25 protein-coding genes are annotated in these 24,573 nt (G+C 72.6%); 18 read left to right on the forward strand and 7 right to left on the reverse strand.

Translation table 11 applies throughout. The features are described from left to right. The first annotated feature begins 171 nt into the window (after nt 1-171). The 5 genes from ACIGXP_RS05400 (at nt 172) to ACIGXP_RS05420 (ending at nt 6,179) form a co-directional block, all read left to right on the forward strand. Nucleotides 172-2,568: a hypothetical protein gene (locus ACIGXP_RS05400; RefSeq protein ID WP_399764252.1), complete on the forward strand. Its 2,397-nt coding sequence runs from the start codon at nt 172-174 to the stop codon at nt 2,566-2,568. 137 nt (nt 2,569-2,705) lie between these two features. Beyond that, the gene (locus ACIGXP_RS05405) at nt 2,706-3,635 is read left to right on the forward strand and encodes an ABC transporter ATP-binding protein (protein ID WP_399764255.1); all 930 of its coding nucleotides are present in this window, start codon (nt 2,706-2,708) and stop codon (nt 3,633-3,635) included. Beyond that, a complete protein-coding gene (locus ACIGXP_RS05410) occupies nt 3,632-4,372 on the forward strand; it encodes an ABC transporter permease (RefSeq protein ID WP_399764258.1) in 741 nt (246 codons plus the stop codon). Before ACIGXP_RS05405 ends, ACIGXP_RS05410 begins: the two co-directional genes overlap by 4 nt. A gap of 5 nt (nt 4,373-4,377) precedes the next feature. After that, entirely contained in the window at nt 4,378-5,568 is a 1,191-nt protein-coding gene (locus tag ACIGXP_RS05415) for a sensor histidine kinase (protein WP_399764855.1), read from the forward strand. Continuing rightward, nucleotides 5,565-6,179: a response regulator transcription factor gene (locus ACIGXP_RS05420; RefSeq protein WP_363216009.1), complete on the forward strand. Its 615-nt coding sequence runs from the start codon at nt 5,565-5,567 to the stop codon at nt 6,177-6,179. The genes ACIGXP_RS05415 and ACIGXP_RS05420 overlap by 4 nt, the downstream gene beginning before the upstream one ends. A 39-nt stretch (nt 6,180-6,218) precedes the next feature. On the opposite strand, the gene ACIGXP_RS05425 is transcribed toward ACIGXP_RS05420, so the two are convergent. Further along, a complete protein-coding gene (locus tag ACIGXP_RS05425) occupies nt 6,219-7,085 on the reverse strand; it encodes a tetratricopeptide repeat protein (protein WP_399764262.1) in 867 nt (288 codons plus the stop codon). Nucleotides 7,086-7,092: 7 nt separating this feature from the next. After that, nucleotides 7,093-8,169 carry a GNAT family N-acetyltransferase gene (locus tag ACIGXP_RS05430; protein WP_363216011.1) on the reverse strand — a complete coding sequence of 359 codons (1,077 nt, stop codon included), beginning with the start codon at nt 8,167-8,169 and terminating at the stop codon, nt 7,093-7,095. A 140-nt stretch (nt 8,170-8,309) separates the two neighbouring features. On the opposite strand from ACIGXP_RS05430, the gene fdxA reads away from it, so the two are divergent. Then, nucleotides 8,310-8,630 (forward strand): ferredoxin, encoded by a 321-nt coding sequence (gene fdxA, locus ACIGXP_RS05435; protein WP_023546973.1) that lies wholly within the window; start codon nt 8,310-8,312, stop codon nt 8,628-8,630. 137 nt (nt 8,631-8,767) lie between these two features. Further along, entirely contained in the window at nt 8,768-9,865 is a 1,098-nt protein-coding gene (locus ACIGXP_RS05440; RefSeq protein WP_399764267.1) for a bifunctional succinyldiaminopimelate transaminase/glutamate-prephenate aminotransferase, read from the forward strand. Nucleotides 9,866-9,970: 105 nt separating this feature from the next. Here the strand turns inward: ACIGXP_RS05440 and ACIGXP_RS05445 are convergent, their stop codons facing one another. Then, nucleotides 9,971-10,390 (reverse strand): ATP-binding protein, encoded by a 420-nt coding sequence (locus ACIGXP_RS05445; protein ID WP_363216013.1) that lies wholly within the window; start codon nt 10,388-10,390, stop codon nt 9,971-9,973. 287 nt (nt 10,391-10,677) lie between these two features. After that, on the reverse strand, nt 10,678-11,670 hold the full coding sequence (locus tag ACIGXP_RS05450; protein ID WP_399764270.1) for a heavy metal transporter: 993 nt from the start codon (nt 11,668-11,670) through the stop codon (nt 10,678-10,680). Between the two features lie 97 nt (nt 11,671-11,767). Here ACIGXP_RS05450 and dapE point away from each other — a divergent pair, with 97 nt between their 5' ends. Next, nucleotides 11,768-12,847 (forward strand): succinyl-diaminopimelate desuccinylase, encoded by a 1,080-nt coding sequence (gene dapE / locus ACIGXP_RS05455; protein ID WP_399764273.1) that lies wholly within the window; start codon nt 11,768-11,770, stop codon nt 12,845-12,847. A gap of 104 nt (nt 12,848-12,951) precedes the next feature. Beyond that, entirely contained in the window at nt 12,952-13,710 is a 759-nt protein-coding gene (locus tag ACIGXP_RS05460) for a TIGR00730 family Rossman fold protein (protein ID WP_363216016.1), read from the forward strand. Between the two features lie 180 nt (nt 13,711-13,890). Here ACIGXP_RS05460 and folP read toward each other — a convergent pair whose 3' ends face one another. Further along, nucleotides 13,891-14,751 carry a dihydropteroate synthase gene (gene folP / locus ACIGXP_RS05465; RefSeq protein ID WP_399764276.1) on the reverse strand — a complete coding sequence of 287 codons (861 nt, stop codon included), beginning with the start codon at nt 14,749-14,751 and terminating at the stop codon, nt 13,891-13,893. Nucleotides 14,752-14,887: 136 nt separating this feature from the next. On the opposite strand from folP, the gene ACIGXP_RS05470 reads away from it, so the two are divergent. Genes ACIGXP_RS05470 through ACIGXP_RS05480 form a run of 3 tightly spaced genes read left to right on the forward strand, consistent with a single transcriptional unit; the run spans nt 14,888 to nt 16,483 of the window. Then, nucleotides 14,888-15,244: a DivIVA domain-containing protein gene (locus ACIGXP_RS05470; protein ID WP_363216018.1), complete on the forward strand. Its 357-nt coding sequence runs from the start codon at nt 14,888-14,890 to the stop codon at nt 15,242-15,244. Next, nucleotides 15,241-15,831 carry a DNA-3-methyladenine glycosylase I gene (locus tag ACIGXP_RS05475; protein ID WP_363216019.1) on the forward strand — a complete coding sequence of 197 codons (591 nt, stop codon included), beginning with the start codon at nt 15,241-15,243 and terminating at the stop codon, nt 15,829-15,831. Before ACIGXP_RS05470 ends, ACIGXP_RS05475 begins: the two co-directional genes overlap by 4 nt. Nucleotides 15,832-15,835: 4 nt before the next feature. Further along, the gene (locus tag ACIGXP_RS05480) at nt 15,836-16,483 is read left to right on the forward strand and encodes a GNAT family N-acetyltransferase (protein ID WP_399764281.1); all 648 of its coding nucleotides are present in this window, start codon (nt 15,836-15,838) and stop codon (nt 16,481-16,483) included. 207 nt (nt 16,484-16,690) lie between these two features. Here the strand turns inward: ACIGXP_RS05480 and ACIGXP_RS05485 are convergent, their stop codons facing one another. Further along, nucleotides 16,691-17,494, reverse strand: coding sequence for an enoyl-CoA hydratase/isomerase family protein (locus ACIGXP_RS05485; protein WP_399764284.1), 804 nt, complete (start codon nt 17,492-17,494; stop codon nt 16,691-16,693). A gap of 372 nt (nt 17,495-17,866) precedes the next feature. On the opposite strand from ACIGXP_RS05485, the gene ACIGXP_RS05490 reads away from it, so the two are divergent. Further along, on the forward strand, nt 17,867-18,034 hold the full coding sequence (locus tag ACIGXP_RS05490) for a DUF3117 domain-containing protein (protein WP_018544333.1): 168 nt from the start codon (nt 17,867-17,869) through the stop codon (nt 18,032-18,034). Between the two features lie 87 nt (nt 18,035-18,121). Here ACIGXP_RS05490 and ACIGXP_RS05495 read toward each other — a convergent pair whose 3' ends face one another. Then, a complete protein-coding gene (locus tag ACIGXP_RS05495) occupies nt 18,122-18,820 on the reverse strand; it encodes an O-methyltransferase (RefSeq protein ID WP_351239089.1) in 699 nt (232 codons plus the stop codon). Between the two features lie 234 nt (nt 18,821-19,054). On the opposite strand from ACIGXP_RS05495, the gene sigE reads away from it, so the two are divergent. The 5 genes from sigE (at nt 19,055) to ACIGXP_RS05520 (ending at nt 24,527) form a co-directional block, all read left to right on the forward strand. After that, nucleotides 19,055-19,765 carry an RNA polymerase sigma factor SigE gene (sigE, locus tag ACIGXP_RS05500; protein ID WP_363216022.1) on the forward strand — a complete coding sequence of 237 codons (711 nt, stop codon included), beginning with the start codon at nt 19,055-19,057 and terminating at the stop codon, nt 19,763-19,765. Beyond that, nucleotides 19,762-20,829 (forward strand): zf-HC2 domain-containing protein, encoded by a 1,068-nt coding sequence (locus ACIGXP_RS05505; RefSeq protein WP_399764287.1) that lies wholly within the window; start codon nt 19,762-19,764, stop codon nt 20,827-20,829. The genes sigE and ACIGXP_RS05505 overlap by 4 nt, the downstream gene beginning before the upstream one ends. A gap of 134 nt (nt 20,830-20,963) precedes the next feature. Next, on the forward strand, nt 20,964-23,066 hold the full coding sequence (locus ACIGXP_RS05510) for a trypsin-like peptidase domain-containing protein (protein WP_399764290.1): 2,103 nt from the start codon (nt 20,964-20,966) through the stop codon (nt 23,064-23,066). Nucleotides 23,067-23,170: 104 nt separating this feature from the next. Next, complete coding sequence (locus ACIGXP_RS05515; RefSeq protein WP_399764293.1) at nt 23,171-23,608, forward strand: sec-independent translocase; 438 nt, start codon at nt 23,171-23,173, stop codon at nt 23,606-23,608. Nucleotides 23,609-23,861: 253 nt separating this feature from the next. Then, nucleotides 23,862-24,527: a hypothetical protein gene (locus ACIGXP_RS05520; RefSeq protein WP_399764296.1), complete on the forward strand. Its 666-nt coding sequence runs from the start codon at nt 23,862-23,864 to the stop codon at nt 24,525-24,527. Nucleotides 24,528-24,573: the final 46 nt, after the last annotated feature.

The following is a 24,573-nucleotide window of genomic DNA, read 5'->3' on the forward strand; positions in this document are numbered from 1 at the left end:
TGCACGTGCGAGTCCGGTGGGGGTTTCCTCAGCGGTCATGGGATACGCGCCAGAAGTGGCCAGTATGGTGGTGCGCGCCGCCGAGCCTCCCCCGCTCCCGGCTTCGTTCGAGCGGGGGGACCTCCACCGTGAGGTCGTGTCGGGCGGTGGAGCCAACTGGGAGAACCTGCCTTGAGTCGTGAAACTGACACTCCGTCCTCCGGGCCCAACGGGCGCGGCGGAGCCGCATACCCCTCCGGCACGCCGCCGTACGGGACCCCCATGGCTTCCGGTGACGGTGCGGACGCGGGCCGTTCGGGCACGCGGCCGGAGGAGAAGAAGACCGAGACCACGCTGACGACCCGGATCCGCATCAACATCCCCGGATCCCGGCCCATCCCGCCGGTCGTCGTGCGCAAGCCCGTCGCGGATGCCGACGGCGCCGGGGACCAGGCGCCCGCCGACGCGCGGCCCGCTGCCGAGCGGACCACCACCGACGGCACCGGCACCGCCGAGCCCGCCGCCGAGCCCACGGCCCAGGCCGAGGAGAAGACCAGCGACTGGTTCGCCCCCCGCAAGTCCGGCGCCGGCAAGGGCGGTCCGGCCGGAGGCGGCACGAACGGGGCCGGGCTGCCCGGCGGTTCCACCACTGCCTCCGGCGGGTCGGGCACCCGTTCGGGTGGTCCGGGAGCATCCGGTGCGACCGGTACCACCGGCGCCCGCCCCGGCGGTGGCCGTCCCGGCGGTGTGGTCGGCTCCATGAGCGTCCCGGGCGCCTCCCGCTCCGGCAGCACGAACGGCAAGGGCCTGCCCGGTGCCACCGGCGGCCCCGTCGCCCCCGGACACGGCGGCGGCACCGGCTCCTTCGACGTGACCGAGGCACTGGCCGCGGGCCCGCTGGGCGGCGGCTCCCGCCCCGGCGCGTCCGGCGGCGAACCGCGCCGCGACGACCTGCCCTACTTCTCGGAGAACGGCGGCCAGGACACCTTCGGCGGTACCGGCGCGGGCGGTGCGGGCGGTCACGACGGCTTCGGCGGTACGGCGGGCGCGAGCGGACCCAACGGCCCCGGCGGTCCCAGCGGCTTCAACGGCCCGCGTGGCCAGGGCGGTCCCGGCGGCCCGCAGGGCCCGGCCGGCCCCACCAGCGGCCCGGTCACCGGTGACGGCCCCCTCGCCCCGTCGGCCGGCGGCCGAGCCGGCGGCGAACCCTTCGACGACGGTCCCCGTTCCGCCGGTGCGCCCGGCACGGGAGGCGGCTACGGTGGCCCCGGCGACCGGAGCACCCGGGCCCCCCGCAGCGCCCTCGCCGACCTGGCCGACCTCGAAGGTCCCGCGGGCCCCGGCGGTCCTGGTGGTCCGAGCGGTCCGCACGCCGGCCCCGGCGGACAGCCCGGCGGCCTCTCCGGTCCCGGTCAGTCCGGCGGGCTCAGCGACGACACCGCGATCCTCACCCCGCAGAAGCCGGCCCCCGAGCCGGGCACGCCCGGCTACCGCCCGGTCGACAACGTCTCCGGACACACCGTCACCAGCGGCATCCCGGTCGTCCCCGGCGCCGCCGGCTCCCCGTTCGGCGGCGCGCGGCCCGACGGCCCGGCCCGGCCGGAGCCGTCCCCCGCGCCCAAGGCGCAGGCCAAGCCGAAGAAGAAGGGCCGCAGCAAGCTGGTGCTGCTGGGCGCCGGCGTGGTCGTCGTCGCGGGCGGTGCCTACGGCGCCGGACTGCTGATGAACCACACCGACGTCCCCAAGGGCACCACGGTCCTCGGCGTGGACATCGGCGGCGGCACCCGTGACGACGCCGTCAAGAAGCTCGACGACGCCTTCGGCAACCGGGTGAAAAAGCCGCTGAAGCTCTCCGTCGGCGGCAACACGGTCAGCATCACCCCGGAGAACGCCGGTCTCCAGTTCGACTTCCAGGCCACCGTGAGCAAGGCCGCGACCAGCGACTACAACCCGGTCCACGTCATCGGCTCGCTCTTCGGGCAGAAGCGGGTGATCGACCCGGAGATGCCGGTGGACGAGGAGAAGCTGCAGGCGGCCCTGCAGCAGACGGGCGGCGGTTCCGGCTCGGTCACCGAGGGCGGCATCGACTTCAAGCCCGGCGCGGCCGTCGCCGTCTACGGCAAGGCGGGCAAGGCCATCGACGCGGTCCAGTCGACCAAGGCGGTCGAGCAGGCCTACCGCACGATGGTGGAGACGGACACGGCGACCGCGGTCACCGTCCCGACGACCACCAAGCAGCCGACGGTGTCCAAGGCCGAGGTCGACCGGGAGATGAAGGAGTTCGCGCAGCCGGCGATGTCGGGCCGGGTGACCGTGTCGGCGGGCGCCGGGCACGTGGTGCTGATGAGCCCGGAGAAATCGCTCTGGAAGTTCCTCAGGGTGGTGCCCACGTCGGACGGCAAGCTGGTCGACAAGCCCGACCTGGCCGCCCTGAAGCAGCTGTACGGCAAGGCCTTCGACGGCGTCCTCATCACCCGCGGCAACGGCAAGAAGACCCCCGTCACCCCGCAGGAGGTCTACGTCGCCCTCCGCCAGGCCCTGATCAGCAAGACCAACCGGGTCGCGGTCATCGACACGAACCCCAGTTAGTCCGGCGTACACGGGGGGCGTCCGCCGGGCGCCCCCCTTCGCCCTGTCCGTCACCCGTTCCGCATGACATCTGTCATCGGGCACCGAGGACCCCCGACACTGCCCGGCACCCGGTCCCCGCCGCCAGCATGGATGCCATGACGACAACTGCGGCACCGGCCACCACCACCCCGGTGGTCGGCTTCGACCAGGTGACCAAGACGTACGGGAGCGTGCGGGCCGTCGACGGGCTCTCGCTCCGGCTGTACCCGGGCGAGACCGTCGCCCTCCTCGGCCCGAACGGGGCCGGCAAGTCCACCACGCTCGACCTGCTCCTCGGCCTCAAGCACCCCGACACCGGCACGGTGAGCCTGTTCGGCGGCACCCCGCGCGAGGCGATCGTCGCCGGGCGGGTCGGGGCGATGCTGCAAAGCGGCGGGCTGATGGACGAGGTCACCGTCGAGGAACTGGTGAAGCTGGGCTGCTCGTTGCACCCGAAGCCGTACAAGGCCGCGGACGTCATGGCACGCGCCGGTATCGCGCAGATCGCCGACCGCAAGGTCAACAAGCTCTCCGGCGGCCAGGCCCAGCGCGTCCGCTTCGCCCTCGCCACCGCCGGGGACAGCGACCTGATCATCCTGGACGAGCCGACCACCGGCATGGACGTCTCCGCCCGCCAGGCCTTCTGGGCGACCATGCGCGAACAGGCCGACCAGGGCCGTACCGTCCTGTTCGCCACCCACTACCTCGAAGAGGCCGACGCCATCGCCGACCGGGTCCTGGTGCTGCACCGCGGGCGGCTCCTGGCCGACGGCACCGCCGCCGAGATCAAGGCCAAGGCAGGCGCCCGCCGGGTCGCCTTCGACCTGGAGGGCGAGATCGACGAGGCGGCCCTGCGCGCCCTGCCGTTCCTCACCTCGATCGACGTGTCGGGCCAGACCGTCCGCATCCAGTCGTCCGACGCCGACGCCACCGTCCACGCCCTGTACGGCCTCGGTGTCTACCCACGCAACCTCGAAGTCGCCGGCCTCGGCCTGGAGCAGGCCTTCGTCGCCATCACGGAGGCCGAGGAGGCCAAGCAGTCATGACCGCGCTCATCAAGCTCGAACTGGCCCGCGCCCTGCGCAACAAGAAGTTCCTGTTCTTCTCGGTGCTCTATCCCGCGATCCTGTTCCTGATCTTCTCCAGCAGCTCCGGCTCCGACCAGAAGGTCGACGACACCGGCCTGACCGTCGCCACGTACCTGATGGTCTCCATGGCCTCCTTCGGCGCCCTGACCGCCGTCCTGATGGGCAACAGCGAGCGCATCGCCAAGGAGCGCGAGAGCGGTTGGGTACGACAGCTGCGGCTCACTCCGCTGCCCGGACGCGGCTATGTCCTCGCCAAGACCGCCAGCGCCGCCGTGGTGAGCCTGCCGTCCATCATCGTGGTGTTCCTCGCCGCCGCCGTGATCAAGCACGTCCACCTGGACGCCTGGCAGTGGCTCGCCCTCACCGGCGTCATCTGGGCCGGCAGCCTCGTCTTCGCCGCGCTCGGCGTCGCACTGGGCTACCTGGCCTCCGGTGACGCGGTCCGCCCCATCACCATGATCGTCTACTTCGGTCTGTCGATCCTCGGCGGCCTGTGGATGCCGTCCACCACCTTCCCGAAGTTCCTGCAGGACATCGCGAAGTGGCTGCCCACGCACGCGTACGCTGCTCTGGGACGGGCCATCGAACAGAGCCGGGCTCCGAGCGCGACGGACATCGCCGTCCTCGCCGTCTACTTCGTCCTGTTCGCGGGCGGCGCGGCCTGGCTGTACCGGAAGGACACGCTGAAGGCGTGAGCACGATGACGGAAGACCCGCGGGCCGCCGAGCAGCGGCCGGAGCACCAGGTGCGGATCGGGCAGGGGCCCCGCAACCGGCGCGAACTGATGGTCAAGGTGCTGTGGATCGGCGTCTGGCTGATCTTCCTCAGCTCACCGGTCGAGGACCTGGCCTCGGGCCACCACACCCTGGCCGCCACGGTGGCCGGCGGGATCGGCCTCGCCGTCTTCGTCACCGCCTACCTGACCTTGGTCTTCCGGAACATCGGCCGGTCCTTCGCTCCACGAGTCGTCGTCTCGCTGCTCGCGGTCCTGGGCGTCCTCGCCCCCCTGCTGACGTACACCCTCGGCGGCGCATGGGTCGGCCTGTTCATCTATCTGTCGGTCGCCTGCGGGGCCACCCTGCCGGTCCGAGCCGCGTTCTGGGCGATCCCCGCGGCGACCGCGGTGATGTTCCTCGTCGGACTGCGCTGGCACGAGAAGCCGGACGAGAGCCTGCTCCTCGTCCCGCTGATCGGCTTCGCGATGGTCGGCGTCGGTCAACTCATCCGTACCACCGTCGAGTTGCGCAAGGCACGGGCGACCGTGGCCCACCTCGCCGCCAACGAGGAACGCCTCCGCCTCGCCCGCGACCTGCACGACCTGCTCGGCCACTCCCTCTCCCTGATCACGCTGAAGAGCGAGCTGGCCGGCCGGATGCTGCCCGACCACCCCGACAAGGCGGCCCAGCAGGTCGCCGACATCGAACAGGTCAGCCGGCAGGCCCTGGTCGACGTCCGCGAGGCCGTCACCGGCTACCGGCGCCCCCGGCTCGCCGCCGAACTCGCCGGCACCCAGGTCGCACTGACCGCCGCCGGCGTCACCGCCGAGATGCCCGCCGAACCCGACCTCACCGGTGTCCCCGAGGAGGCCGAGTCCGTGCTCGCCTGGGCGCTGCGCGAGGCGGTCACCAACGTGGTCCGGCACAGCGGCGCCGACAAGTGCCTCGTCCAGCTCACCCACCGCCAGACCCTGGACGGCCCGATGCTCGAACTCTCCGTCGAGGACAACGGATCAGGGGGTGCGGGCAACGGTCCGGGCAACGGCCTGACGGGTCTGACCGAGCGGCTGGAGAAGGCCGGCGGCACCCTGGAGGCGGGCCGGATCCGGCACGGGTTCCGGCTGGTCGCCCGCGTCCCCGCGGTCGTTGCGGGGGACGTAGGATCCGGGGCATGACGAGCACGATCAAGGTTCTCCTCGCCGAGGACCAGTCGATGGTCCGCGAGGCCCTGGCCGCGCTGCTCGGCCTGGAGGACGACATCGAGGTCGTCGCCCAGGTCGCGCGCGGGGACGAGGTGCTCGGGGCCGTCGGCGCGCACGGCGTGGACGTGGCGCTGCTCGACATCGAGATGCCCGGCTGCACCGGCATCGAGGCGGCGGCCCAGGTCCACCGGGAGTTCCCGCAGGTCAAACTGGTCGTTCTGACCACGTTCGGCCGCCCCGGCTATCTGCGCAGCGCCATGGAGGCCGGCGCCGACGCCTTCCTCGTCAAGGACGCCCCGGCCGCCCAGCTCGCCGAGGCCGTCCGCAAGGTGCTGTCCGGCGAACGGGTCATCGACCCCACGCTGGCCGCCGCCGCGCTCGCCGAGGGCGCGAACCCGCTGACCGAGCGCGAGCGCGAGGTGCTCCGCGCGGCGGCCGACGGCTCGACCAACGCAGAGCTGGCCCGGACCCTGCACCTCTCCCAGGGCACGGTCCGCAACTACCTCTCCACGGCCATCCAGAAGCTCGCGGTGCGCAACCGGGCGGAGGCGGTGCGGACAGCCCGGGAGAAGGGATGGCTGTGAACACCCCCCGCTTGCACCTCCTGCACCCCGACCGGCTGGTCAGTTGAGCATCGCGCGAGCGGTGTGCGCCTGCTGCCGCACCTTGTGCGCGGCCGGCTCGTCCACCACCTCGATCAAGTCGGCGTAATGCTCCAGCTCTTGCGCACCTGACACGAACTCACCCCGCTGCACCAGCAGTTGCCCCCGCTCGTACCGCAGCCGTGCCGGATGCGCGGGTACCAGCAGGGCCAGCTCCACGGACCACAGCGCCACGTCCGACCGCTCGGGCCGGGCCGTGGCCCACGCGCGGACGTTGTTCAGGATCCGCTGCACGACGTCCAGCGGTGCCGCGGGCTCCAGCATGGCGGCGTCCAGGGGCGCCCCCGTGGCCCCGGCCACGAGCATGTCCGCGTCGGTCCCGGTCAGCACCCGCCCGCCGTCGAACGGATCGGCCAGCACCTGCTCGTCGGCTGCGCCGAACCCCACCACGAAGTGCCCCGGGAGCGCGACCCCGTACACCGGAGCCCCCGCCCGCCGCGCGACCTCCAGCCACACCACCGACAGCAGGATGGGCAGCCCGCGCCGCCGCCGCAGCACCTCGTGCAGCAGGGAGGACTCCAGCCGCTGGTAGTCGCCGGGCGTCCCGTGGAACTCGTAGCGCGCCCCGAGCAGCCGTCGTACGGCCTCCGCCCAGGCGTGCGGCCCGCCCGGCCGGTACGGCAGCTCGCCCGCGAGCCGGTCCAGTTCCGCCTGGGCCGCGTCGATGCCGGTCTCGTCCAGCGAGCCGTCCGCCTGGGCGCCGATCAGCAGGCACAGCGCCGACAGGTCCGGCCGCTCGGACCGGGCCTCCTCGGCGAACCTGCGGCGCAGCTCGGCCGACCGCTCCGGCGGGGGCGGATACGGCGGGGGCAGATACGGAGGGCGCATGGCAGGCTCATGCCCTTCCACGGGTGTCGCTGTGCTCTTCCGGCGCCCGGTAGTGGTGGTACACGTGGTGCGGTGCGAAGCCCAACGCCGTGTAGAGCGCGCGGGCGCCCTCGTTGTCCGTCTCGACCTGCAGCCAGGCCGCCGACGCGCCCTCGTCCAGCGCACGCCGGGCCAGCGCGGCCATCACCTCCGTGGCGAGCCCCTCCCGGCGCCGCCCGGGAGCCACCTCCACGGCGGCGAAACCGGCCCATCGCCCGTCCACGACACACCGCCCGATCGCCGCCGGGGGCTCGCCCTCCGCACCCGGCACGGACGCGAACCACACCGACGGGCCACCCCCCAGCACCCGCAGGGCCACCTCGCTCACCCCCTTGCGCTGATACCGGGCGAGCCACGCCTCGTCCGCCTGCCGGGACAGCACCACACCGGCACCCTCGGCCCGGTCCGCGACCGGTGCCAGGGCACCCGTCCACACCTCGGCCGTCACCTCCCGCACCCAGCCGCGCCGCTCCAGCTCCGTGCACAGCAGCTCCTGCGTGCCCTCGGCTCCGGTGGCCGTCTGCACATGGGCGGGCAGGCCACGCTCGTCGTACCAGCGTCGTACGGCCGCAAGGGCCGCGTCGAGCGGAACGCCCGGATCGCCGAGGGGCAGCACACTGTTGGCCCGCCGAGTGAAGCCCGCCCGTCGCCCGGCCACCGCCCCGGCCGGACGCCCTGCGGGCGGCACCTCCTCGACCGCGGCCCGCAGCTCCCACTGCCCGAGCCGCTCGGTCTCCAGCGGTGGCCACCCGCGCGAGACGACGGGAGCGAGTTCCTCGTACGATGCGGCGGGACCCCGGCGGCGCGCCGGGGCGGCCGGTACCACCTTGCCCGCGACCAGGGCAGACTCGGCGATCCGGACACTCCGCCCGTCCCGCCGTGTGATCATGAGCACGCCGTTGTCCCATGATGTGAGAACACCCACCGTGTCGGTGAACTTCTCCTGCGTCGCCCCAGGTTCGCTCAAGCGCCGTACGGAGACTCGTTTTCCCACGTCAGCGGGGGTGATTCGGACTTCCAGACGTCCTGCCGCCGAGAATTCCACTGGTCAGTTCACCCCTCCTGTTCGGATCATGCTCCGGAACGGAGATACTAGGGGCGGGCATCGACGACGCCGCGCTCCCGCGCGCCAGGCGGCGGAGCCTGAGGAGGCCCGCCAGCGCCCTATCGAGGAGGAACGACAGCGTGACCTACGTCATCGCGCAGCCTTGTGTCGACGTGAAGGACAAGGCGTGCATCGAGGAGTGCCCGGTCGACTGCATTTACGAGGGCTCCCGGTCCTTGTACATCCACCCGGACGAATGCGTCGACTGTGGTGCCTGTGAGCCGGTCTGCCCGGTCGAGGCGATCTTCTACGAGGACGACGTCCCGGAGGAGTGGAAGGACTACTACAAGGCGAATGTCGAGTTCTTCGACGAGCTCGGCTCTCCCGGCGGCGCCAGCAAGCTCGGGCTGATCGAGCGGGACCACCCCTTCGTCGCCGCGCTGCCGCCGCAGGGCGAGTGACCGTTCTGAGCGCCTAGCGGCCGCCCGCAAACCGCGCCGCCTCGGTCCCGTACGGCCCGATCAGCCCCCGTCGGCCTGATCACCGCCGTACGGGACCGAGGCGTTTGCCGCACCGTACGAAAGTGAGCCTGATTCCCGTGTCCGCAGTCTCCGACCGGCTCCCCGTCTTCCCCTGGGACAAGCTGGAGCCGTACAAGAAGACGGCCGCCGCCCACCCCGACGGGATCGTCGACCTCTCCGTGGGGACCCCCGTCGACCCGGTGCCCGAACTGATCCAGAAGGCCCTGGTCGACGCGGCCGACTCGCCGGGCTACCCGACCGTCTGGGGCACCCCGGCGCTGCGCGACGCGATCACCGGCTGGCTGGAGCGCCGCCTGGGCGCCCGCGAGGTCACCCACCGCCATGTCCTGCCGGTCGTCGGCTCCAAGGAACTGGTGGCCTGGCTGCCGACCCAGCTGGGCCTCGGCCCCGGCGACAAGGTGGCCTACCCGCGCCTGGCCTACCCCACCTACGAGGTCGGCGCCCGCCTCGCCCGCGCCGACTACGAGACCTACGACGACCCGCGCGACCTCGACCCCACGGGCCTGAAGCTCCTCTGGCTGAACTCCCCGTCCAACCCCACCGGCAAGGTCGTCCCCAAGGAGGACCTGACCGCGATCGTCGCCTGGGCCCGCGAGCACGGCGTCCTGCTGGTCTCCGACGAGTGCTACCTGGAGCTGGGCTGGGAGAGCGACCCGGTCTCGGTCCTGCACCCGGACGTCAACGGCGGCTCCTACGACGGCATCGTCGCCGTCCACTCCCTCTCCAAGCGCTCCAACCTGGCCGGCTACCGCGCGGCCTTCATCGCCGGCGACCCGGCCGTTCTCGGCCCGCTCCTGGAGATCCGCAAGCACGGCGGCATGATGACCTCCGCGCCGACCCAGGCGGCGGTGGTGGCGGCGCTGTCCGACGACACCCACGTCCACGAACAGCGCGAGCGCTACGCCGCGCGCCGTGAGGCCCTGCGAGCCGCTCTGCTCGGCCACGGCTTCCGCATCGAACACAGCGAGGCGAGCCTGTACCTCTGGGTCACGAGGGACGAGTCCTGCTGGACCACGGTCGCCCACCTGGCCGACCTCGGCATCCTGGTGGCCCCGGGCGACTTCTACGGCGAGGCGGGCAAGAACTTCGTCCGAGTGGCCCTGACAGCCACGGACGAACGCGTCCGGGCAGCGGTGTCCCGCCTGACAGCCTGACCGCCAGGCGCCGCCGTACCGCTCGCTGTACCGCCGGTGTGGACACAAAGGCGGACGGGGTCCAGGGAACTCCCCGGACCCCGTCCGCCGGTCAAAGCCAGGCGCTCAGCCGAGCGGCAGCGCCCCACCCTGCACCGGCAGCTGCGGCAGCCCGCTCTTCGCCGTGGACGATGCCGTGTCCCCGACGACGCTGCCGGCCGCCCCGGCCACTTCCCCAGCGGCCTTCCGCGCCACCGGCGCCGTCTTGTTCACGGCACGGGTGCCGGTCTTGGCCGCGCCCGGCACGGTCTTCCCGACCGCGGTGCCGCCCGTGGCGGCCGCAAGAGTGGTGGCGTTCTGCGCGGCGCCCTCGACGGTGTTGCCGACGTTCGCCGTGTCCGGGGCGGCCACGCCGCTCAGGTTCGGGGTCGCCACCGGCTGGTTCGTGGCCGCACCGGCGGAGCCGGCCGCACCGACCCCGGCAGCCGCTCCCGCTGCGACGAGCAGCGCGGCACGGGCGATCCGGCGGGTCAGAGGGAGGGACATGATGCTCCATTCGACGGGAGAGAACGGTGTGTGTGGTCCGGGCTCGTGTCCGGCTCGGACGCCGTGACTACCGCTCGAAGCCCGCGAAGGTTGCGGACGCCCCAGGTAAAGAATGGATAACGCATCGCATTATCAGGTGTGGATAAAAACGGGCAAAGAGCGTCCGCCCGAAATCCCGCAGAATCCTTACAGCCTTTGATTTCCAAGGGATCCTGAATCCGGCGGCGGGCCCGCCCGGGATGCGTACCGAACCGGCGCCGTACAACCCGCCGGAGTGATCACTCGTACTACTGTCCGCTCACGATATGGACGGCCGCCGCGGACTTGTCCGCACTGCGGCCTCCGCCCGTGGCGGCCGCCCTCCACGAGTCGTCGCCGCTCCCGGCGGTCCACTCCCGCCCCGCGTACGACACCCGCTGGATGTGCAGCGCCGAGGAGTTCGCCACCGCCCACTGCGCCAGCTGCCAGCCCCGCTCGCGCCCGGTGCGCCCGCTCGCGTCCGTCTTCGTGCCCTGCGGCACCGGAACGGTCACCGTCCGCCCGTGCGCGGTCGCGGTCACGCTCGGCGAGGGAGACGGCGACGGCACGGGCGTACCACCCACCCGCGCACCGGTCTCCTGCAGCGCGTCCCGCCCGAAGTCGCGCACCAGCGCGGCCCGCACCGCGTCCGGACCCGTCTCCGAGGCCGAGGGCTCCGGGCGCCCGTCACAGGTCAGTGTGGCCGCCGCGCGGCCGGTCAGCGCCGCCGCCAGCAGCTTCGCGTCCGGCTCGTGCTTGGCGTACGCCTCCGGATAGCCGCTGCGCTGCACCTCCTGGGCCGCCCGGGTCAGCGGCAGCGCGGTGTAGTCCGGCACCTTGGCCAGATGTGCGTAGAAGATGCCCGCCGCGTACGCGGGGTCCATGATCTGCTGCTCGGTGCCCCAGCCCTGCGAGGGCCGCTGCTGGAACAGGCCGAGCGAGTCCCGGTCGCCGTGCTCGATGTTGCGCAGCCCCGACTCCTGCAGGGCGGTCGCCAGCGCGATCGTCACGGCCCGCTCGGGCATCCCGCGCCCGGTGCCCACGGCCGCGATCGTCGCCGCGTTCACCGCCTGCTCCGGCGTGAACTCGTACGACGTCCCGTCGCCGTCGGCGGAGACCACCTTGCAGCCGCGGGCGCCACCGCCTCCGGTGACGTACTGCACCACGAGGTACGCGGCGACACCGCACAGGACCAACAGGGCCGCCGCGAAACGGAAGAGGCGGCCGCGGCGTTTGGGACGGGTGGGGGACGGCTCTGGCACGCGTTACAAGGTACTGGAGGACCGTCGGGCCCTCGCCCGGGGTTGCCGGACAGCGCTTGCCCCCGGCCCCCGCGACCGGCGCGCTAGGGTCGACGCCATGGCCGACACCTCGCTTGACCTCACGCTCGACGCCGCCGCGCTCACCGCGCAGCTGGTGGACTTCCCCTCCGAGAGCGGCACCGAGAAGCCGCTCGCGGACGCGGTCGAGACCGCCCTGCGCGCGCTGCCGCACCTCACGGTCGACCGCTACGGCAACAACGTGATCGCCCGCACGCACCTCGGCCGCGCCGAGCGCGTGATCCTGGCCGGCCACATCGACACGGTCCCGATCGCCGGGAACGTGCCCTCGCGCCTGGACGAGGACGGCGTGCTGTGGGGCTGCGGCACCTGCGACATGAAGTCGGGCGTCGCGGTGCAGCTGCGCATCGCGGCCACCGTCCCCGCCCCCAACCGCGACCTCACCTTCGTCTTCTACGACAACGAGGAGGTCGCCGCCGACCTGAACGGCCTCAGGCACGTCGCCGAGGCCCGCCCCGAGTGGCTCCAGGGCGACTTCGCGGTCCTGCTGGAGCCCTCCGACGGCGAGGTCGAGGGCGGCTGCCAGGGCACCCTGCGCGTGCTCCTGAAGACGAAGGGCGAGCGGGCCCACTCGGCGCGCGGCTGGATGGGCTCCAACGCCATCCACACGGCGGCGCCCATCCTGGCCCGCCTGGCGGCCTACGAGCCCCGCAGGCCGCTGATCGACGGCCTGGAGTACCGCGAAGGCCTGAACGCGGTGGGCATCAGCGGCGGGGTCGCCGGCAACGTCATCCCCGACGAGTGCGTGGTGACGGTCAACTTCCGCTACGCCCCCGACCGCACCGAGGAGGAGGCGATCGAGCACGTCCGTGAGGTGTTCGCGGACTGCGGGGTGACGGAGTTCGTGGTCGACGACCACAGCCCCGGCGCGCTGCCCGGCCTCTCCCACCCGGCCGCCGTGGCCTTCATGGAGGCGGTCGGCGGCACCCCGAAGCCCAAGTACGGCTGGACGGACGTCTCCCGCTTCTCCTCGCTGGGCGTGCCCGCGGTCAACTACGGCCCCGGCAACCCGCACTTGGCGCACAAGCGCGACGAGCGGGTGGAGACGGCGAAGATCCTGGCGGGCGAGGAGCGCCTGCGGAACTGGCTCACCGCGTAACGCCCCGCCGCCCGCGCTGCATGCCGGACATGCTCACGTCCCCCCTCCGTAACCCGCGTGGATCTAGTCTGAGATCGAACTACCGGCAAGCGGAGGGAGCGCACATGGCTACCGGCAACCCCGAGGGGAAGAAGCAGCCGCCGGACGAGCAGCGGCTCGGACCGGTCCTCCGGCGTCGCGGCCAGGTGATGCCCAGTACGACCGACCAGCGGCTGCTGGACGAGCGCGCCCCCACGGACTGGGTCCACACCGATCCCTGGCGGGTCCTGCGGATCCAGTCGGAGTTCATCGAGGGCTTCGGCACGCTGGCGGAACTCCCGCCCGCCATCAGTGTGTTCGGCTCGGCCCGTACGCCGGTGGACTCGCCGGAGTACGACGCGGGGGTGCGGCTCGGACGGGGCCTGGTGGAAGCCGGCTGGGCGGTGATCACGGGCGGCGGCCCGGGCGCGATGGAGGCGGCCAACAAGGGCGCGTGCGAGGCGGGCGGCGTCTCGGTCGGCCTCGGCATCGAACTGCCCTTTGAGCAGGGACTCAACCCCTACGTCGACATCGGCCTGAACTTCCGCTACTTCTTCGTCCGCAAGATGATGTTCGTGAAGTACGCGCAGGGGTTCGTGGTCCTGCCCGGCGGCCTCGGCACGCTCGACGAACTCTTCGAGGCGCTCACCCTGGTCCAGACCCAGAAGGTCACCCGCTTCCCGATCGTCCTCTTCGGCACCGAGTACTGGGGCGGCCTGGTGTCCTGGCTGCGGAACACGCTGGTGGCGCAGGGCAAGGCGGCGGAGAAGGACCTGTTGCTGTTCCACGTGACCGACGAGGTGGAGGAGGCAGTGGCCCTGGTGTCGAAGGAGGCGGCCCGCTAGCGCGGGGCTTCGGCCGAGGCTCACGGGTGCCCGGGGCTCAGCTCGCCCCGGGGATCGGCTGGAAGCGCGGGGGTGGCGGCCGGTGCTCTGCTCCCCACCCCGGCCTTCCGCCTCAGCCTGTCAGCCGACCGGGACGGGTGGGCGGGAAACGGGGGTCGAGGGGGCGGCGCCCCTGGGTGCTCAGGCCAGACCCCGCCGGGCCACCGCAGGGACCCGGTGCCCGGCGATCGACGCCACCATCTCCAGCACCTGCCGCGTCTCGGCCACCTCGTGCACCCGGTACACCTGCGCCCCGAGCCACGCAGACACCGCGGTCGTCGCCAACGTCCCGATCAACCGCTCCTTCACCGGCCGGTCCAGCGTCTCCCCGACGAAGTCCTTGTTGGACAGCGACACCAGCACCGGCCACCCCGTCGCGACCATCTCGTCGAGCCGCCGCGTCGCCTCCAGACTGTGCCGCGTGTTCTTCCCGAAGTCGTGCCCGGGATCGATCAGCACCGACTCACGCGGCACCCCGAGCGACACCGCCCGCTCGGCCAGACCCACGGTGACGTCGAGGATGTCGGCCATCACGTCATCGTACGCCACCCGATGCGGACGCGTACGCGGCTGCACACCCCCGGCATGCGTGCACACCAGCCCCACCTCGTGCCGCGCGGCGACCTCCGCGAGCCCGGGGTCCACGCCGCCCCACGCGTCGTTCAGCAGATCCGCCCCCGCCTCGCACACCGCCTCGCCGACCTCGGCCCGCCAGGTGTCCACGCTGATGATCAGGTCCGGGAAGCGGCGCCGTACCTCCGCCACGAAACCGACCGTGCGCCGCGTCTCCTCCTCGGCCGTGACCTCCTCGCCCGGCCCGGCCTTCACCCCGCCGATGTCGACGATCGCGGCGCCCTCGGCCACCGCCTGCTCCACGCGTGCGAGGGCCGGCTCGTCGCGGAAGGTGGCCCCCTGGTCGTAGAAGGAGTCCGGAGTCCGGTTCACGATCGCCATGATCACCGGCTCATGGGGCCCGAATTCCCGCCTGCCCAGCCTGAGCATCCGCTGTGACCTCTCCTAGTACGTCCCGCAGTACGGCCGCCTGCGACCCTAACTGTCAGATTCGCATGGCACGATCGGACCCTGAGAGATTCAGCGTCCGGCACAACGTCCGGCAGAGAGCGTGGGGACCCTGGCGATGGTGATGTTCTTGTTCCTGGTCGTCGCGCTGGCGGTCGTGGTCGCCGCGGTGACACTCGCCGTGGTGGGCGGCAGCGGGAGCGGCCCGCTGCCCGAGGTGGCGCCGGAGCGGCTGCAGGACCCGCTGCCCCCGGACCGCCCGGTGGAGTGTGCGGACGTGGAGAGCCTGCGCTTCCCCGTCGCCCCGCGCGGCTACCGCATGGCGGACGTCGACGACGCCCTCGGCCGGCTCGCCGCCGAGCTCGCCGAGCGGGACGCCCGTATCGCCGACCTGGAGTCCGCGCTGGCCGGCGCGAGAGCCGCCGCCGCACACGCCCGCCCGGACAAGCGCGACCACCCGGAGGACGAGCGATGACCGCCGGCGCCGCCCTCGCCGGGCCCGACGGCGCCCTGCGCTGCCCCTGGGCCCTGTCCACCGAGGACTATGTGGCGTACCACGACGAGGAGTGGGGCCGCCCGGTCCACGGCGACGAGGCCCTCTTCGAACGGATCAGCCTGGAAGCCTTCCAGTCGGGCCTGTCCTGGATCACGATCCTGCGCCGCCGCGAGGGTTTCCGCGCCGCCTTCGCCGGCTTCCGCATCGAGAAGGTCGCCGCGTTCACGGACGAGGACCGGGAACGGCTGCTCGCCGACCCCGGCATCATCCGCAACCGCGCCAAGATCGACGCCACGCTCGCCAACGCGCGCGTGCTCGCCGACTGGGCCGAGGGCGAGCTGGACGAGCTGATCTGGTCGCACGCCCCCGACCCGGCCGGCCGCCCGGCTCCGCAGACCCTCGCCGACGTCCCGGCCGTGACCCCGGAGTCGACGGCCCTGTCCAAGGCCCTGAAGAAACGGGGCCTCAGATTCGTCGGCCCGACCACGGCGTACGCGTTGATGCAGGCATGCGGCCTGGTCGACGACCACCTGGAGACGTGCGTGGCGAGAGGCGCGGGTGCCTGACCGCATGTCCCGGCCGCCGACCCTGGCCGGCATCCTGGACGCGGCGGCCCGCGGCCACTTCCCGCCGCCCGACGGCGGGGTCACCGTCGTGCCGCAGCCGAGCCACCGCGACGCCGGAGTGATCGCGTTCACCGCGCACTCCGTGGTGTTCACCGACGAGGACCCGCACTGGGTGCGCGGCACGCTCGCGTCCCTCGACTGCGACGAGCTGGCGGCGGCCATGAACCCCCGCTTCCTGGCCGCGTTCCTGGAGCGCACGGGCCGGTCGACGGACTGCGTCGACCTGCTCACCGTGGCCGGCTCCCTGCTCGGCGACCCCCCAGTGGATCTGCGGGAACTGACCGACCCCGACCACCCGCGCGTGCACGGCGCGCGCAGGCGCCGGGACGACGTCCGCGTCTGGGCGGCGGACGGGGGAGTGGTCGTCCTCGGCCGGGGCGTGGCGGGCCGCTGGGAGACGGCGATCGAGGTGGACGAGGACGTACGCCACCGGGGCCTGGGCCGTGCACTGGCCACGGCCGCCCGCCACCTCGTCCCCGCCGGCCAGTGGCTCTGGTCCCAGCAGGCCGCCGGCAACGCCCGCAGCGTGCGTGCCTTCCAGGCAGCCGGATACCGCCCGGTGGGCGCGGAAGCCCTCCTCATCCCGTACTAGCCTGCGACATCCCGTACCAGCCCGCGATCCCGTATGAGCCCGCGCCCCCTTGGCCGGCCGCAAGAGCCCCGAAGGGGCGGGGCCGTGTCTGATAGGCGGCTCCGCCGCGTGGGCGCGATCAGCCACGACGTACCCGCGGCCGGGAGCCCGTCCTCCGCCCCCGCCCCCGGCTCTCCGTCCGGCGCCCCGCGGCCCCCTACTGGTGGCTCACCGGCCCAGGTACTTCGGCTTCTCCTTGTTCACGAACGCCTGCACGGCGATCGCGTGATCCTCGGACTGGCCGGCGCGGGTCTGCAGCTCGTCCTCCTTCTCCAGGGTCTCGGCGAGGGAGTGCGTGAGGCCGTAGGCGACCGCCTCCTTGATCGCCGCGTACGCCACCGTCGGCCCCTCGGCCAGCGCCCGCGCCGTCTTCTCGGCCTCGGCGCGCAGCTCGGCGGCGGGTACCACCCGGTTGGCGATGCCCAGCTCCTGCGCGTCCTGGGCGCTGATGCTGCGCGGGAAGAGCAGCAGGTCGGCGGCGCGGCTCGGGCCGATCACCCGGGGCAGGGTCCAGGAGATCCCGGAGTCGGCGGTCAGGGCGACGCCGGCGAAGGAGGTGTTGAAGGAGGCCGTGTCGGCGACCACCCGGTAGTCCGCGGCGAGCGCGAAGCCGAAGCCGGCCCCGGCGGCGACGCCGTTGACCGCGGCGACCACCGGCTTGGCCGCCCCGGCGAGGGCCCGCACGATCGGGTTGTAGTGCTCCTTGACCGTGCTCATCGTCTGCCCGGACCCGGTCGCACGGTCCGACGCGAGCAGCCCGATGTGCTCCTTGAGGTCCTGGCCGACGCAGAACGCCCGGTCCCCGGCGGCGGTCAGCAGGATCGCCCGTACGGCCGTGTCCCCGGCCGCGGATTCCGCGGCCTCCCGGAGGGCGACCTTGGTCGCGACGTTCAGCGCGTTCATCGCCTCGGGGCGGTTGAGCGTGATCGTCGCGAGTCCGTCACTCACCTCGTAGAGCACGGTGTCGGCCATGGCATGTCCCCTCCGGTGTCGCGGATGACGTACCGCTCAGTACGTCCCTGTATGAAGGACAGCATGGCGGAGATCGCCGTCCGAGCGCCGGACCGGACGTGTGACCTGCGTCAAAGAAAAACTGAGCGGAGTTGTTCCGCGGATCTCCGTGCAGCGGTGCAGTATCGCAGCCACATCCCCGAATTGGGTGGTTTTGCTCGCGCGCGTTGCCCAAGCGATGCCGACTGATGTTGGTCATCGGGTCCTGCGATGCGGGATAATGGCTGGGAAGCAATGTGTTCGATGCCGGTGTCGCGTGTCCGTTTCGGAACCGCGGATGCCCTCCGAGGGCTCTCGGCAGACGATGAGCTGGTTTCAGGAAGGGGAACGAGCATGGCGGCCATGAAGCCGCGGACGGGTGATGGCCCGCTCGAGGTGACCAAGGAGGGGCGGGGCATCGTCATGCGCGTTCCGCTCGAAGGCGGCGGTCGACTCGTCGTCGAGCTGACCCCTGACGAGGCCGAGGCGCTCGGCGACGCCCTCAAGAAGGTCGTCGTCTGACGCCCCAGCGACAGTGTCCTTCCGACTGCCCCGGCATCGTACGCGGTGCCGGGGCAGTCGCGTCTCCCGGCCCCCGCGGCGGGCCGCTCATCGCTTGACGGCGCACAGCAGACCGTCGCCCACCGGCAGCAGCGACGGCACCAGCTCCTGGCTCTCGCGCACCGTGCGCAGCAGTTCGCGCAGCTTGAGCACCTCGGTCGGCTGCGGTCCCGAGTCGACCGTACGGCCGCTCGCGAAGACACCTTCGAACACCACCAGACCGCCGGGCCGCAGCAGGCGCAACGATTCAGCGAGATAGTCCAGGTACTCCAGCCGGTCCCCGTCGCAGAAGACGAGGTCGTAGCCGGCATCCGCGAGCCGGGGCAGTACGTCCAGGGCGCGGCCGGGGATGAAACGGGCCCGGTTGCTGGCGAAACCGCAGGCGCGGAAGGCCTGCCGGGCGAACTGCTGGTGCTCCGGCTCCGGGTCGACCGTGGTGAGCACGCCGTCCGGGCGCATCCCGTGCAGCAGATGGATCCCGGACACCCCGCAGCCGGTGCCGATCTCCGCGACCGCCTTCGCGTCCACGGAGGCGGCGAGCAGACGCAGCGCTGCGCCCGTGCCGGGCGACACCGAGCGCAGCCCTGCCTCGCGGGCCCGGTCACGGGCCCACCGCAGCGCTTCGTCCTCGGCGACAAAGGCGTCGGCGAACGCCCAGCTCGTCTGCCGGTTGCCGGTAATGACCCTCTCCCGTCCCCATGGTTGCCTGGGCGTGACTGTATCCGTTGGTGTCGGGAACCCGCAGATGGGACCGGGCGTTTATAGGGATGAGACGGTGGCCGGCGACGCGACGGGGGCGGAGAGGTGGATCAGGACACCGAGCAACTCCTGACGCAGCAGCACGAGCCGTATCAGCGAGTATCAAATTCTCGTAAAACCGCTTATCCGGAGCTAACGGGCGAGGTGGCTATGGTAGGGGCTCCACTGGACACCACCAGAGCCGACAGGGGAGGTGCGGCTGCGCCCGGGGATCGGGGCGGAGTGCTGCGGCGCTTCCTCGGGTCGGCGGGCAGGCCGAAATCCGTGACCGACACCGCTGCTGACCACCACGCCGGTTTCGCCGCAGGCGAGACCCAGACCGCGACCTTCTCCACCGACGCGGACGGGCAGGCGTGGACTCCGCCCACGTGGGAGGAGATCGTCAGCACCCACAGCGGCCGGGTCTACCGGCTCGCCTACCGCCTGACGGGCAATCAGCACGACGCCGAGGACCTCACCCAGGAGGTCTTCGTCCGTGTCTTCCGCTCCCTGTCGACATACTCGCCGGGCACCTTCGAGGGCTGGCTGCACCGCATCACCACCAACCTCTTCCTGGACATGGTCCGGCGCAAGCAGCGCATCCGCTTCGACGCCCTCGGCGAGGACGCGGCCGAGCGCCTGGCCAGCCGTGAGCCCACCCCACAGCAGCTCTTCAACGACGCGCACTTCGACGCCGACGTCCAGCAGGCCCTGGACACCCTCGCGCCCGAGTTCCGCGCCGCCGTCGTCCTGTGCGACATCGAGGGCCTGTCGTACGAGGAGATCGCCGCGACCCTCGGCGTGAAGCTCGGCACGGTCCGCTCCCGCATCCACCGGGGCCGCTCCCAGCTCCGCAAGGCACTCGCACACCGTTCCCCGGAGGCCCGCGCCGCCGAGCGGCGTACCTTCCTGGCCCGTGTCCCCGCTCTGGGGGGAGGGGGCGCGACCGCGTGAGTGGATCACGGCCGAAACCTGTCGAGGCACACCTCGCAGAGCAGCACCTGGGAGACCGGCTCTCCGCCCTGGTGGACGGAGAGCTCGGTCATGAGACGCGTGAGCGGGTCCTCGCGCACCTGGCCACCTGTGCCCGGTGCAAGGCGGAGGCGGACGCCCAGCGCGCGCTGAAGAACGTGTTCGCGGAGGCGGCCCCGCCGCCGCCCTCGGCGAGCCTCCTGGCCCGCCTCCAGGGCCTCCCGGGGGGAGGTGACCCGGGCGGCGACGGCATGTCGCCGCACGGGGGCGGACTCTTCGCAGAAGGCCCCGACGACGACACCACCGGATCCGCCGGCACCTCCGGCGTCCTCGGTTCCTTCGGAGCCTTCGGCGTCTTCGGAATGAGGCGCGGCGAGCGCTTCGCGTTCGGATACGTCCCCGCCCGCCCGCACGGCACCGCCCCCGTCGGCCCGGACCACGCCGTCCCGGCACCCGAGGAGCGCGGCTTCCGCATCCATCCCGTCGGCCGCCCGGACGACGGCCGCTCCGCCTCGCGCGGACTGCGGTTCGCGTTCGCCGCCGCCGGCGCGGTCTCACTGGCCGCGGTCGCCCTCGGCGGCGTGACCACCGCGATCCCCGGGGACACCACCGTGGACGCCCGCGGCGGATCCGGCACCGGCACCAACGTGCTCCCGGCGCGCTCCGCCGGCACCGGCACGGGCGCCGCCACGGCCGACAGCCGGCGCCGTCGCGCGGTGGGACCGCTGCTCGCCCAGGGCAGCGGACAGCTCGGACGGACACCGGCGGCCCCGACCTCCATGTCCGCCCCGCTGGTGCCCGGCCTGCCGTTCTCCGGCACCGGCCAGACCCAGGGCGACGCCATGCGTGGCCTGACCGCGCCGGTGACGGCGGGTGCGGCCGCCGTCTCCCCGCTGATACGCCCGCTCGACGACACCGTGGTCTACCCGCTCGCCGCCTGGTCGAGAATCCCCGGAGTGTCCGCCCCCGGACTGCTGTCCGCCCCCGTCCCCGACACCCCGTCCGCTCCCTCGCCCTCCTCCTCCACAGCCCGCCCGACGCCCTGACCGGCCGCTGCGCCATGGCCCGCGAACCTGGTTGAATCCGGTGAGGGCCGTTCCCGCGGCGATGACCCGGGGGCGTAGTCGACGTTCCGTGGCCGCCGCCGAAGCAGGCGGCCACGGCCAGCCGTGGGGAGAGCATGAACGAGGGCAACGGTGTCCCGCCGGAGGCCGGACCGGAGCAGGCGGCGGGCGTGACACCGGCCCACCGCATCGACGCCGCGGCACACGGGACCACGGACGAGGACGGAACACCGGGCGCGAGCGGGCCGGTTGCGGGCGAGCCGAAGGGCCCCGCACAGCCCCATCCGGACTCGGGGCGCTCCGGGACGGTTGACGTCTCGTCGGGCGACTTCGCCCTGGCCCGTCCGGTCGGTTCGGTGGACGCCGAGCCGAAGAAGTCCGGCTCGGCCGGGACCGCGGCGGACGGCACCGAGACCCTGTCCGACGGCGACTTCGAACTGGCCAGGCCGACGCCGAGCCTGGCGGGTGCTGCCGAGGGGGGCGGGCGCCTGGCGAGCGGTGCTGAGGTCGAGGGGTGTCCGGGGGGCGGTGCTGGGTCGACGCCGAGCCTGGCGGGTGCTGCCGAGGGGGGCGGGCGCCTGGCGAGCGGTGCCGAGGTGGAGGGGTGTCCGGGGGGCGGTGCTGAGTCGACGCCGAGCCCGGCGGGTGGTGCTGAGGCGGGTCGGCCCATGGTGAGTGGTGTTGGGCTGGACGCGAACCCGGCGGTGGACGAGTCGTGCGAGCAGAGAGAGTCTGCCTGGGCAGCTCCCGCCGAGCGGCCGAAGCCGTTGCACGACCCCGACCCCTACGGCACCCCGCCATACGGCGAGCCCGGCCCCTGGGCGCCCGCACCACCCGTACAGCACCCCGCGACCACCTCGGCGCAGGGGACGCCCGTACCCACACCGACGGCTCCGCCGGCGCCCCTGGCATCGGCACCCGCGCCGGAGACCCCCGCACCGGCGGCCGGCGCCCCCGCCCCCGTGGGCTCCCCGGCCTCGGTCGGCTCCGTGGGGAACGGGGCTCGGCGTTACGACCCCTGGGCCGTCGGTTCGCCCACCGAGCAGGTGCTGGTGCACGGAGGACTGCAGCAGACCGGTGCCGGGGCGCTGACGGACAAGCAGCGCAATCGGCGGGCGAAGCGGTTCATGCTCGTGTGGACTCTCGTGGTCGCCCTCCTCTCCGCCGGCATCGGCGGGGTCGTCGGCGCGTATGTCGAACGCCAGGACCTGGGCGGTGACGTAGAACTGCCGCGGGCCGCAGGCGTGCCCGCCGGGCGGCCGCCGGGCAGCGTGGCCGCGATAGCCGCCCTGGCGCTGCCCAGCGTCGTCACGCTGCACGTCACCGGGACCGACCAGTCGGACACCGGCACCGGCTTCGTGCTCGACACCCAGGGTCACATCCTCACCAACAACCACGTCGTCGCCCCCGCCGGATCGGGCGGCGCGATAACCGTGACCTTCAGCAGCGGCGACACCGTCAAGGCCAAGGTGGTCGGCCGCGACAGCGGCTACGACCTCGCGGTCGTCCAGATCCACGGCGTGCACGGGCTCACCCCGCTGCCCCTCGGCAACTCCGACGACGTGCGGGTCGGTGACCCCGTCGTCGCCATCGGCGCCCCCTTCGACCTCGCCAACACCGTCACCGCCGGCATCATCAGCGCCAAGGAGCGGCCCATCACGGCAGGTGGAGAGCAGGGCGACGGGAGCGACGTCAGCTATGTCGACGCGTTGCAGACCGACGCGCCCATCAATCCGGGCAACTCCGGCGGCCCGCTCCTCGACTCCCGGGCCCAGGTGATCGGTATCAACTCCGCGATCCGTTCGGCCGACGGCGGCTCCGACTCGGACGGCGGCCAGGCCGGCTCGATCGGTCTCGGCTTCGCCATCCCCGTGAACCAGGCCAAGCGCGTCGCCGAGGAACTGATCAACGACGGCCACGCGACCCACCCCGTGATCGGCGTCACGCTCGACATGGCGTACACCGGTGACGGCGCACGCATCGACAGCAAGAGCGCGGGCGGCGGGCCCGCCGTGACCCGGGGCGGCCCCGGGGAACGGGCCGGTCTGAAGCCGGGCGACGTCATCACCGAGGTCGACGGACAGCGCGTGCACACGGCCGAGGAGCTGATCGTCAAGATCCGCGCCCACCGGCCCGGTGACCGGCTGGGGCTGACGGTCCGGCGCGACGGCGCCGACCGGCAGGTCCCGCTCCGGCTGGGCGCCGCCGAGCAGAACTGACACCTCTGGAGCAGAACTGACAGAAGTCTCACCTAGGGACGGTACCGGTCGGACAGGAACGCCGGGTACCGTTGAGCGACCGAGGACATCGCAAGGAGCGTCAGGTGTTCAATGACATAGGGCCACTGGAGCTGGTGACGATCATTGTGCTCGCCGTGCTCGTCTTCGGTCCGGACAAGCTCCCGAAGGTCATCCAGGACGTGACGCGCACGATCCGGAAGATCCGCGAGTTCTCGGAGAGCGCCAAGCAGGACATCCGCAGCGAACTGGGCCCCGAGTTCAAGGACTTCGAGTTCGAGGACCTCAACCCCAAGACGTTCATCCGCAAGCAGCTGGACAATGACGAGCTGGGGCTGAAGGAGATCCGCAACGGGTTCGACCTGAAGAAGGAGATGGCCGAGGTCACGGACGCCGTCAACGGCCGGGACACCGATTCTTCCTTTGCTGCTTCTGCGTCGTCCGGTGGGCGCATCGACATGACCAAGAAGCCCGAGGAACTCGGCAAGGACGAGCGGCCGCCCTTCGACGCGGACGCCACGTAGCCGGAGCGGCCGGGCCGCCCCGGCTACGTCGACACGCGCAAGCGGGCGCACGCCGCGCACGTGACGCGTTTCATAGCACATACCCGTCGCACACGGCCTGAACAGGCCGTTCGTGCGACCCACGCATCCAGCGCCTGCCCTGCGGCTCTCACCGGGGTGGATATGCTGCCGAGTTGTTGTGCGGACCGGAGGAGTACGCCCGAAGGGGGGCGGGCCGCCCCGGTCCGACGAGAGCGAGGAGGCGTCCGGGCAGATGGACACGACGAGTCGGGTGGGCGCGCAGATGCCGGCCGCGGAGGGTGCGCAGCAGCTCGCCTCCGCGTGGCGTACGGCCGACGGTTACCTGCGGGCGTCCTTTCCGTGGTACGGCCTCGACGATGCGTTCACCGGGCCGCGCTGGCTGATGCAGGTCGGCATGGCGGCCGACGGTGCCGTCGAGCACGGTTCGATCGGGCACGGGGACGAGCCCACCGTACGGGGCGAGGCCGGCTCGGCCGGTGAGCCCCGGGAGAAGTTCGCGGTGGTCGTCACCGTCGCCGCGCACCCGTCCCGCAGGAGCGCCGACGGTACGGGGCTGCTGGAGGCCACCTCGGTCTCCTCGGCCGCATGGCTGGCCGGGGTGGGGCTGCTGTCCTTCACCTGGCCCGGGCAGATGGACCACACCCTGCGCGACGACTGGCTGGACCAGCAGACGGAGACCGCGTGGGCCCTGGCCGACGATCTTGAGGGCCCGGAGTGGTCCAAGCTCTCCCTGCCGGTGGACGGGGCGGCGGCCTCGTTCTACTACCGGGAGTCGCAGTTCGGATGGGTGCTGGCCGGGACGACCGAGGCGGGGGTGCACCTCGGCGCGTACGGGCGGGGGATGAGCGCGTACGGGCTGGGGTTCTCCGTGATCAAGGACGTCGCCGCGTACGCGTAGCGGGCGGGGCCCGGGTGCTACCGCTCCCTGGCCCTGCCGGTTGTGC

Origin of the sequence: Streptomyces sp. NPDC053069, from assembly GCF_044546895.1 — a bacterium.
Lineage (GTDB): Bacteria > Actinomycetota > Actinomycetes > Streptomycetales > Streptomycetaceae > Streptomyces.

What these genes read in the sequence shown, in the direction of transcription:
- ACIGXP_RS05405 (WP_399764255.1), top strand. Translation starts at nt 2,706, where the DNA reads ATGACGACAACTGCGGCACCGGCCACCACCACCCCGGTGGTCGGCTTC.
- ACIGXP_RS05410 (WP_399764258.1), top strand. Translation starts at nt 3,632, where the DNA reads ATGACCGCGCTCATCAAGCTCGAACTGGCCCGCGCCCTGCGCAACAAG.
- ACIGXP_RS05415 (WP_399764855.1), top strand. Translation starts at nt 4,378, where the DNA reads ATGACGGAAGACCCGCGGGCCGCCGAGCAGCGGCCGGAGCACCAGGTG.
- ACIGXP_RS05420 (WP_363216009.1), top strand. Translation starts at nt 5,565, where the DNA reads ATGACGAGCACGATCAAGGTTCTCCTCGCCGAGGACCAGTCGATGGTC.
- ACIGXP_RS05425 (WP_399764262.1), bottom strand. Translation starts at nt 7,085, where the DNA reads ATGCGCCCTCCGTATCTGCCCCCGCCGTATCCGCCCCCGCCGGAGCGG.
- ACIGXP_RS05445 (WP_363216013.1), bottom strand. Translation starts at nt 10,390, where the DNA reads ATGTCCCTCCCTCTGACCCGCCGGATCGCCCGTGCCGCGCTGCTCGTC.
- dapE (WP_399764273.1), top strand. Translation starts at nt 11,768, where the DNA reads ATGGCCGACACCTCGCTTGACCTCACGCTCGACGCCGCCGCGCTCACC.
- ACIGXP_RS05460 (WP_363216016.1), top strand. Translation starts at nt 12,952, where the DNA reads ATGGCTACCGGCAACCCCGAGGGGAAGAAGCAGCCGCCGGACGAGCAG.
- folP (WP_399764276.1), bottom strand. Translation starts at nt 14,751, where the DNA reads ATGCTCAGGCTGGGCAGGCGGGAATTCGGGCCCCATGAGCCGGTGATC.
- ACIGXP_RS05470 (WP_363216018.1), top strand. Translation starts at nt 14,888, where the DNA reads ATGGTGATGTTCTTGTTCCTGGTCGTCGCGCTGGCGGTCGTGGTCGCC.
- ACIGXP_RS05475 (WP_363216019.1), top strand. Translation starts at nt 15,241, where the DNA reads ATGACCGCCGGCGCCGCCCTCGCCGGGCCCGACGGCGCCCTGCGCTGC.
- ACIGXP_RS05480 (WP_399764281.1), top strand. Translation starts at nt 15,836, where the DNA reads ATGTCCCGGCCGCCGACCCTGGCCGGCATCCTGGACGCGGCGGCCCGC.
- ACIGXP_RS05485 (WP_399764284.1), bottom strand. Translation starts at nt 17,494, where the DNA reads ATGGCCGACACCGTGCTCTACGAGGTGAGTGACGGACTCGCGACGATC.
- ACIGXP_RS05490 (WP_018544333.1), top strand. Translation starts at nt 17,867, where the DNA reads ATGGCGGCCATGAAGCCGCGGACGGGTGATGGCCCGCTCGAGGTGACC.
- ACIGXP_RS05510 (WP_399764290.1), top strand. Translation starts at nt 20,964, where the DNA reads ATGAACGAGGGCAACGGTGTCCCGCCGGAGGCCGGACCGGAGCAGGCG.
- ACIGXP_RS05520 (WP_399764296.1), top strand. Translation starts at nt 23,862, where the DNA reads ATGGACACGACGAGTCGGGTGGGCGCGCAGATGCCGGCCGCGGAGGGT.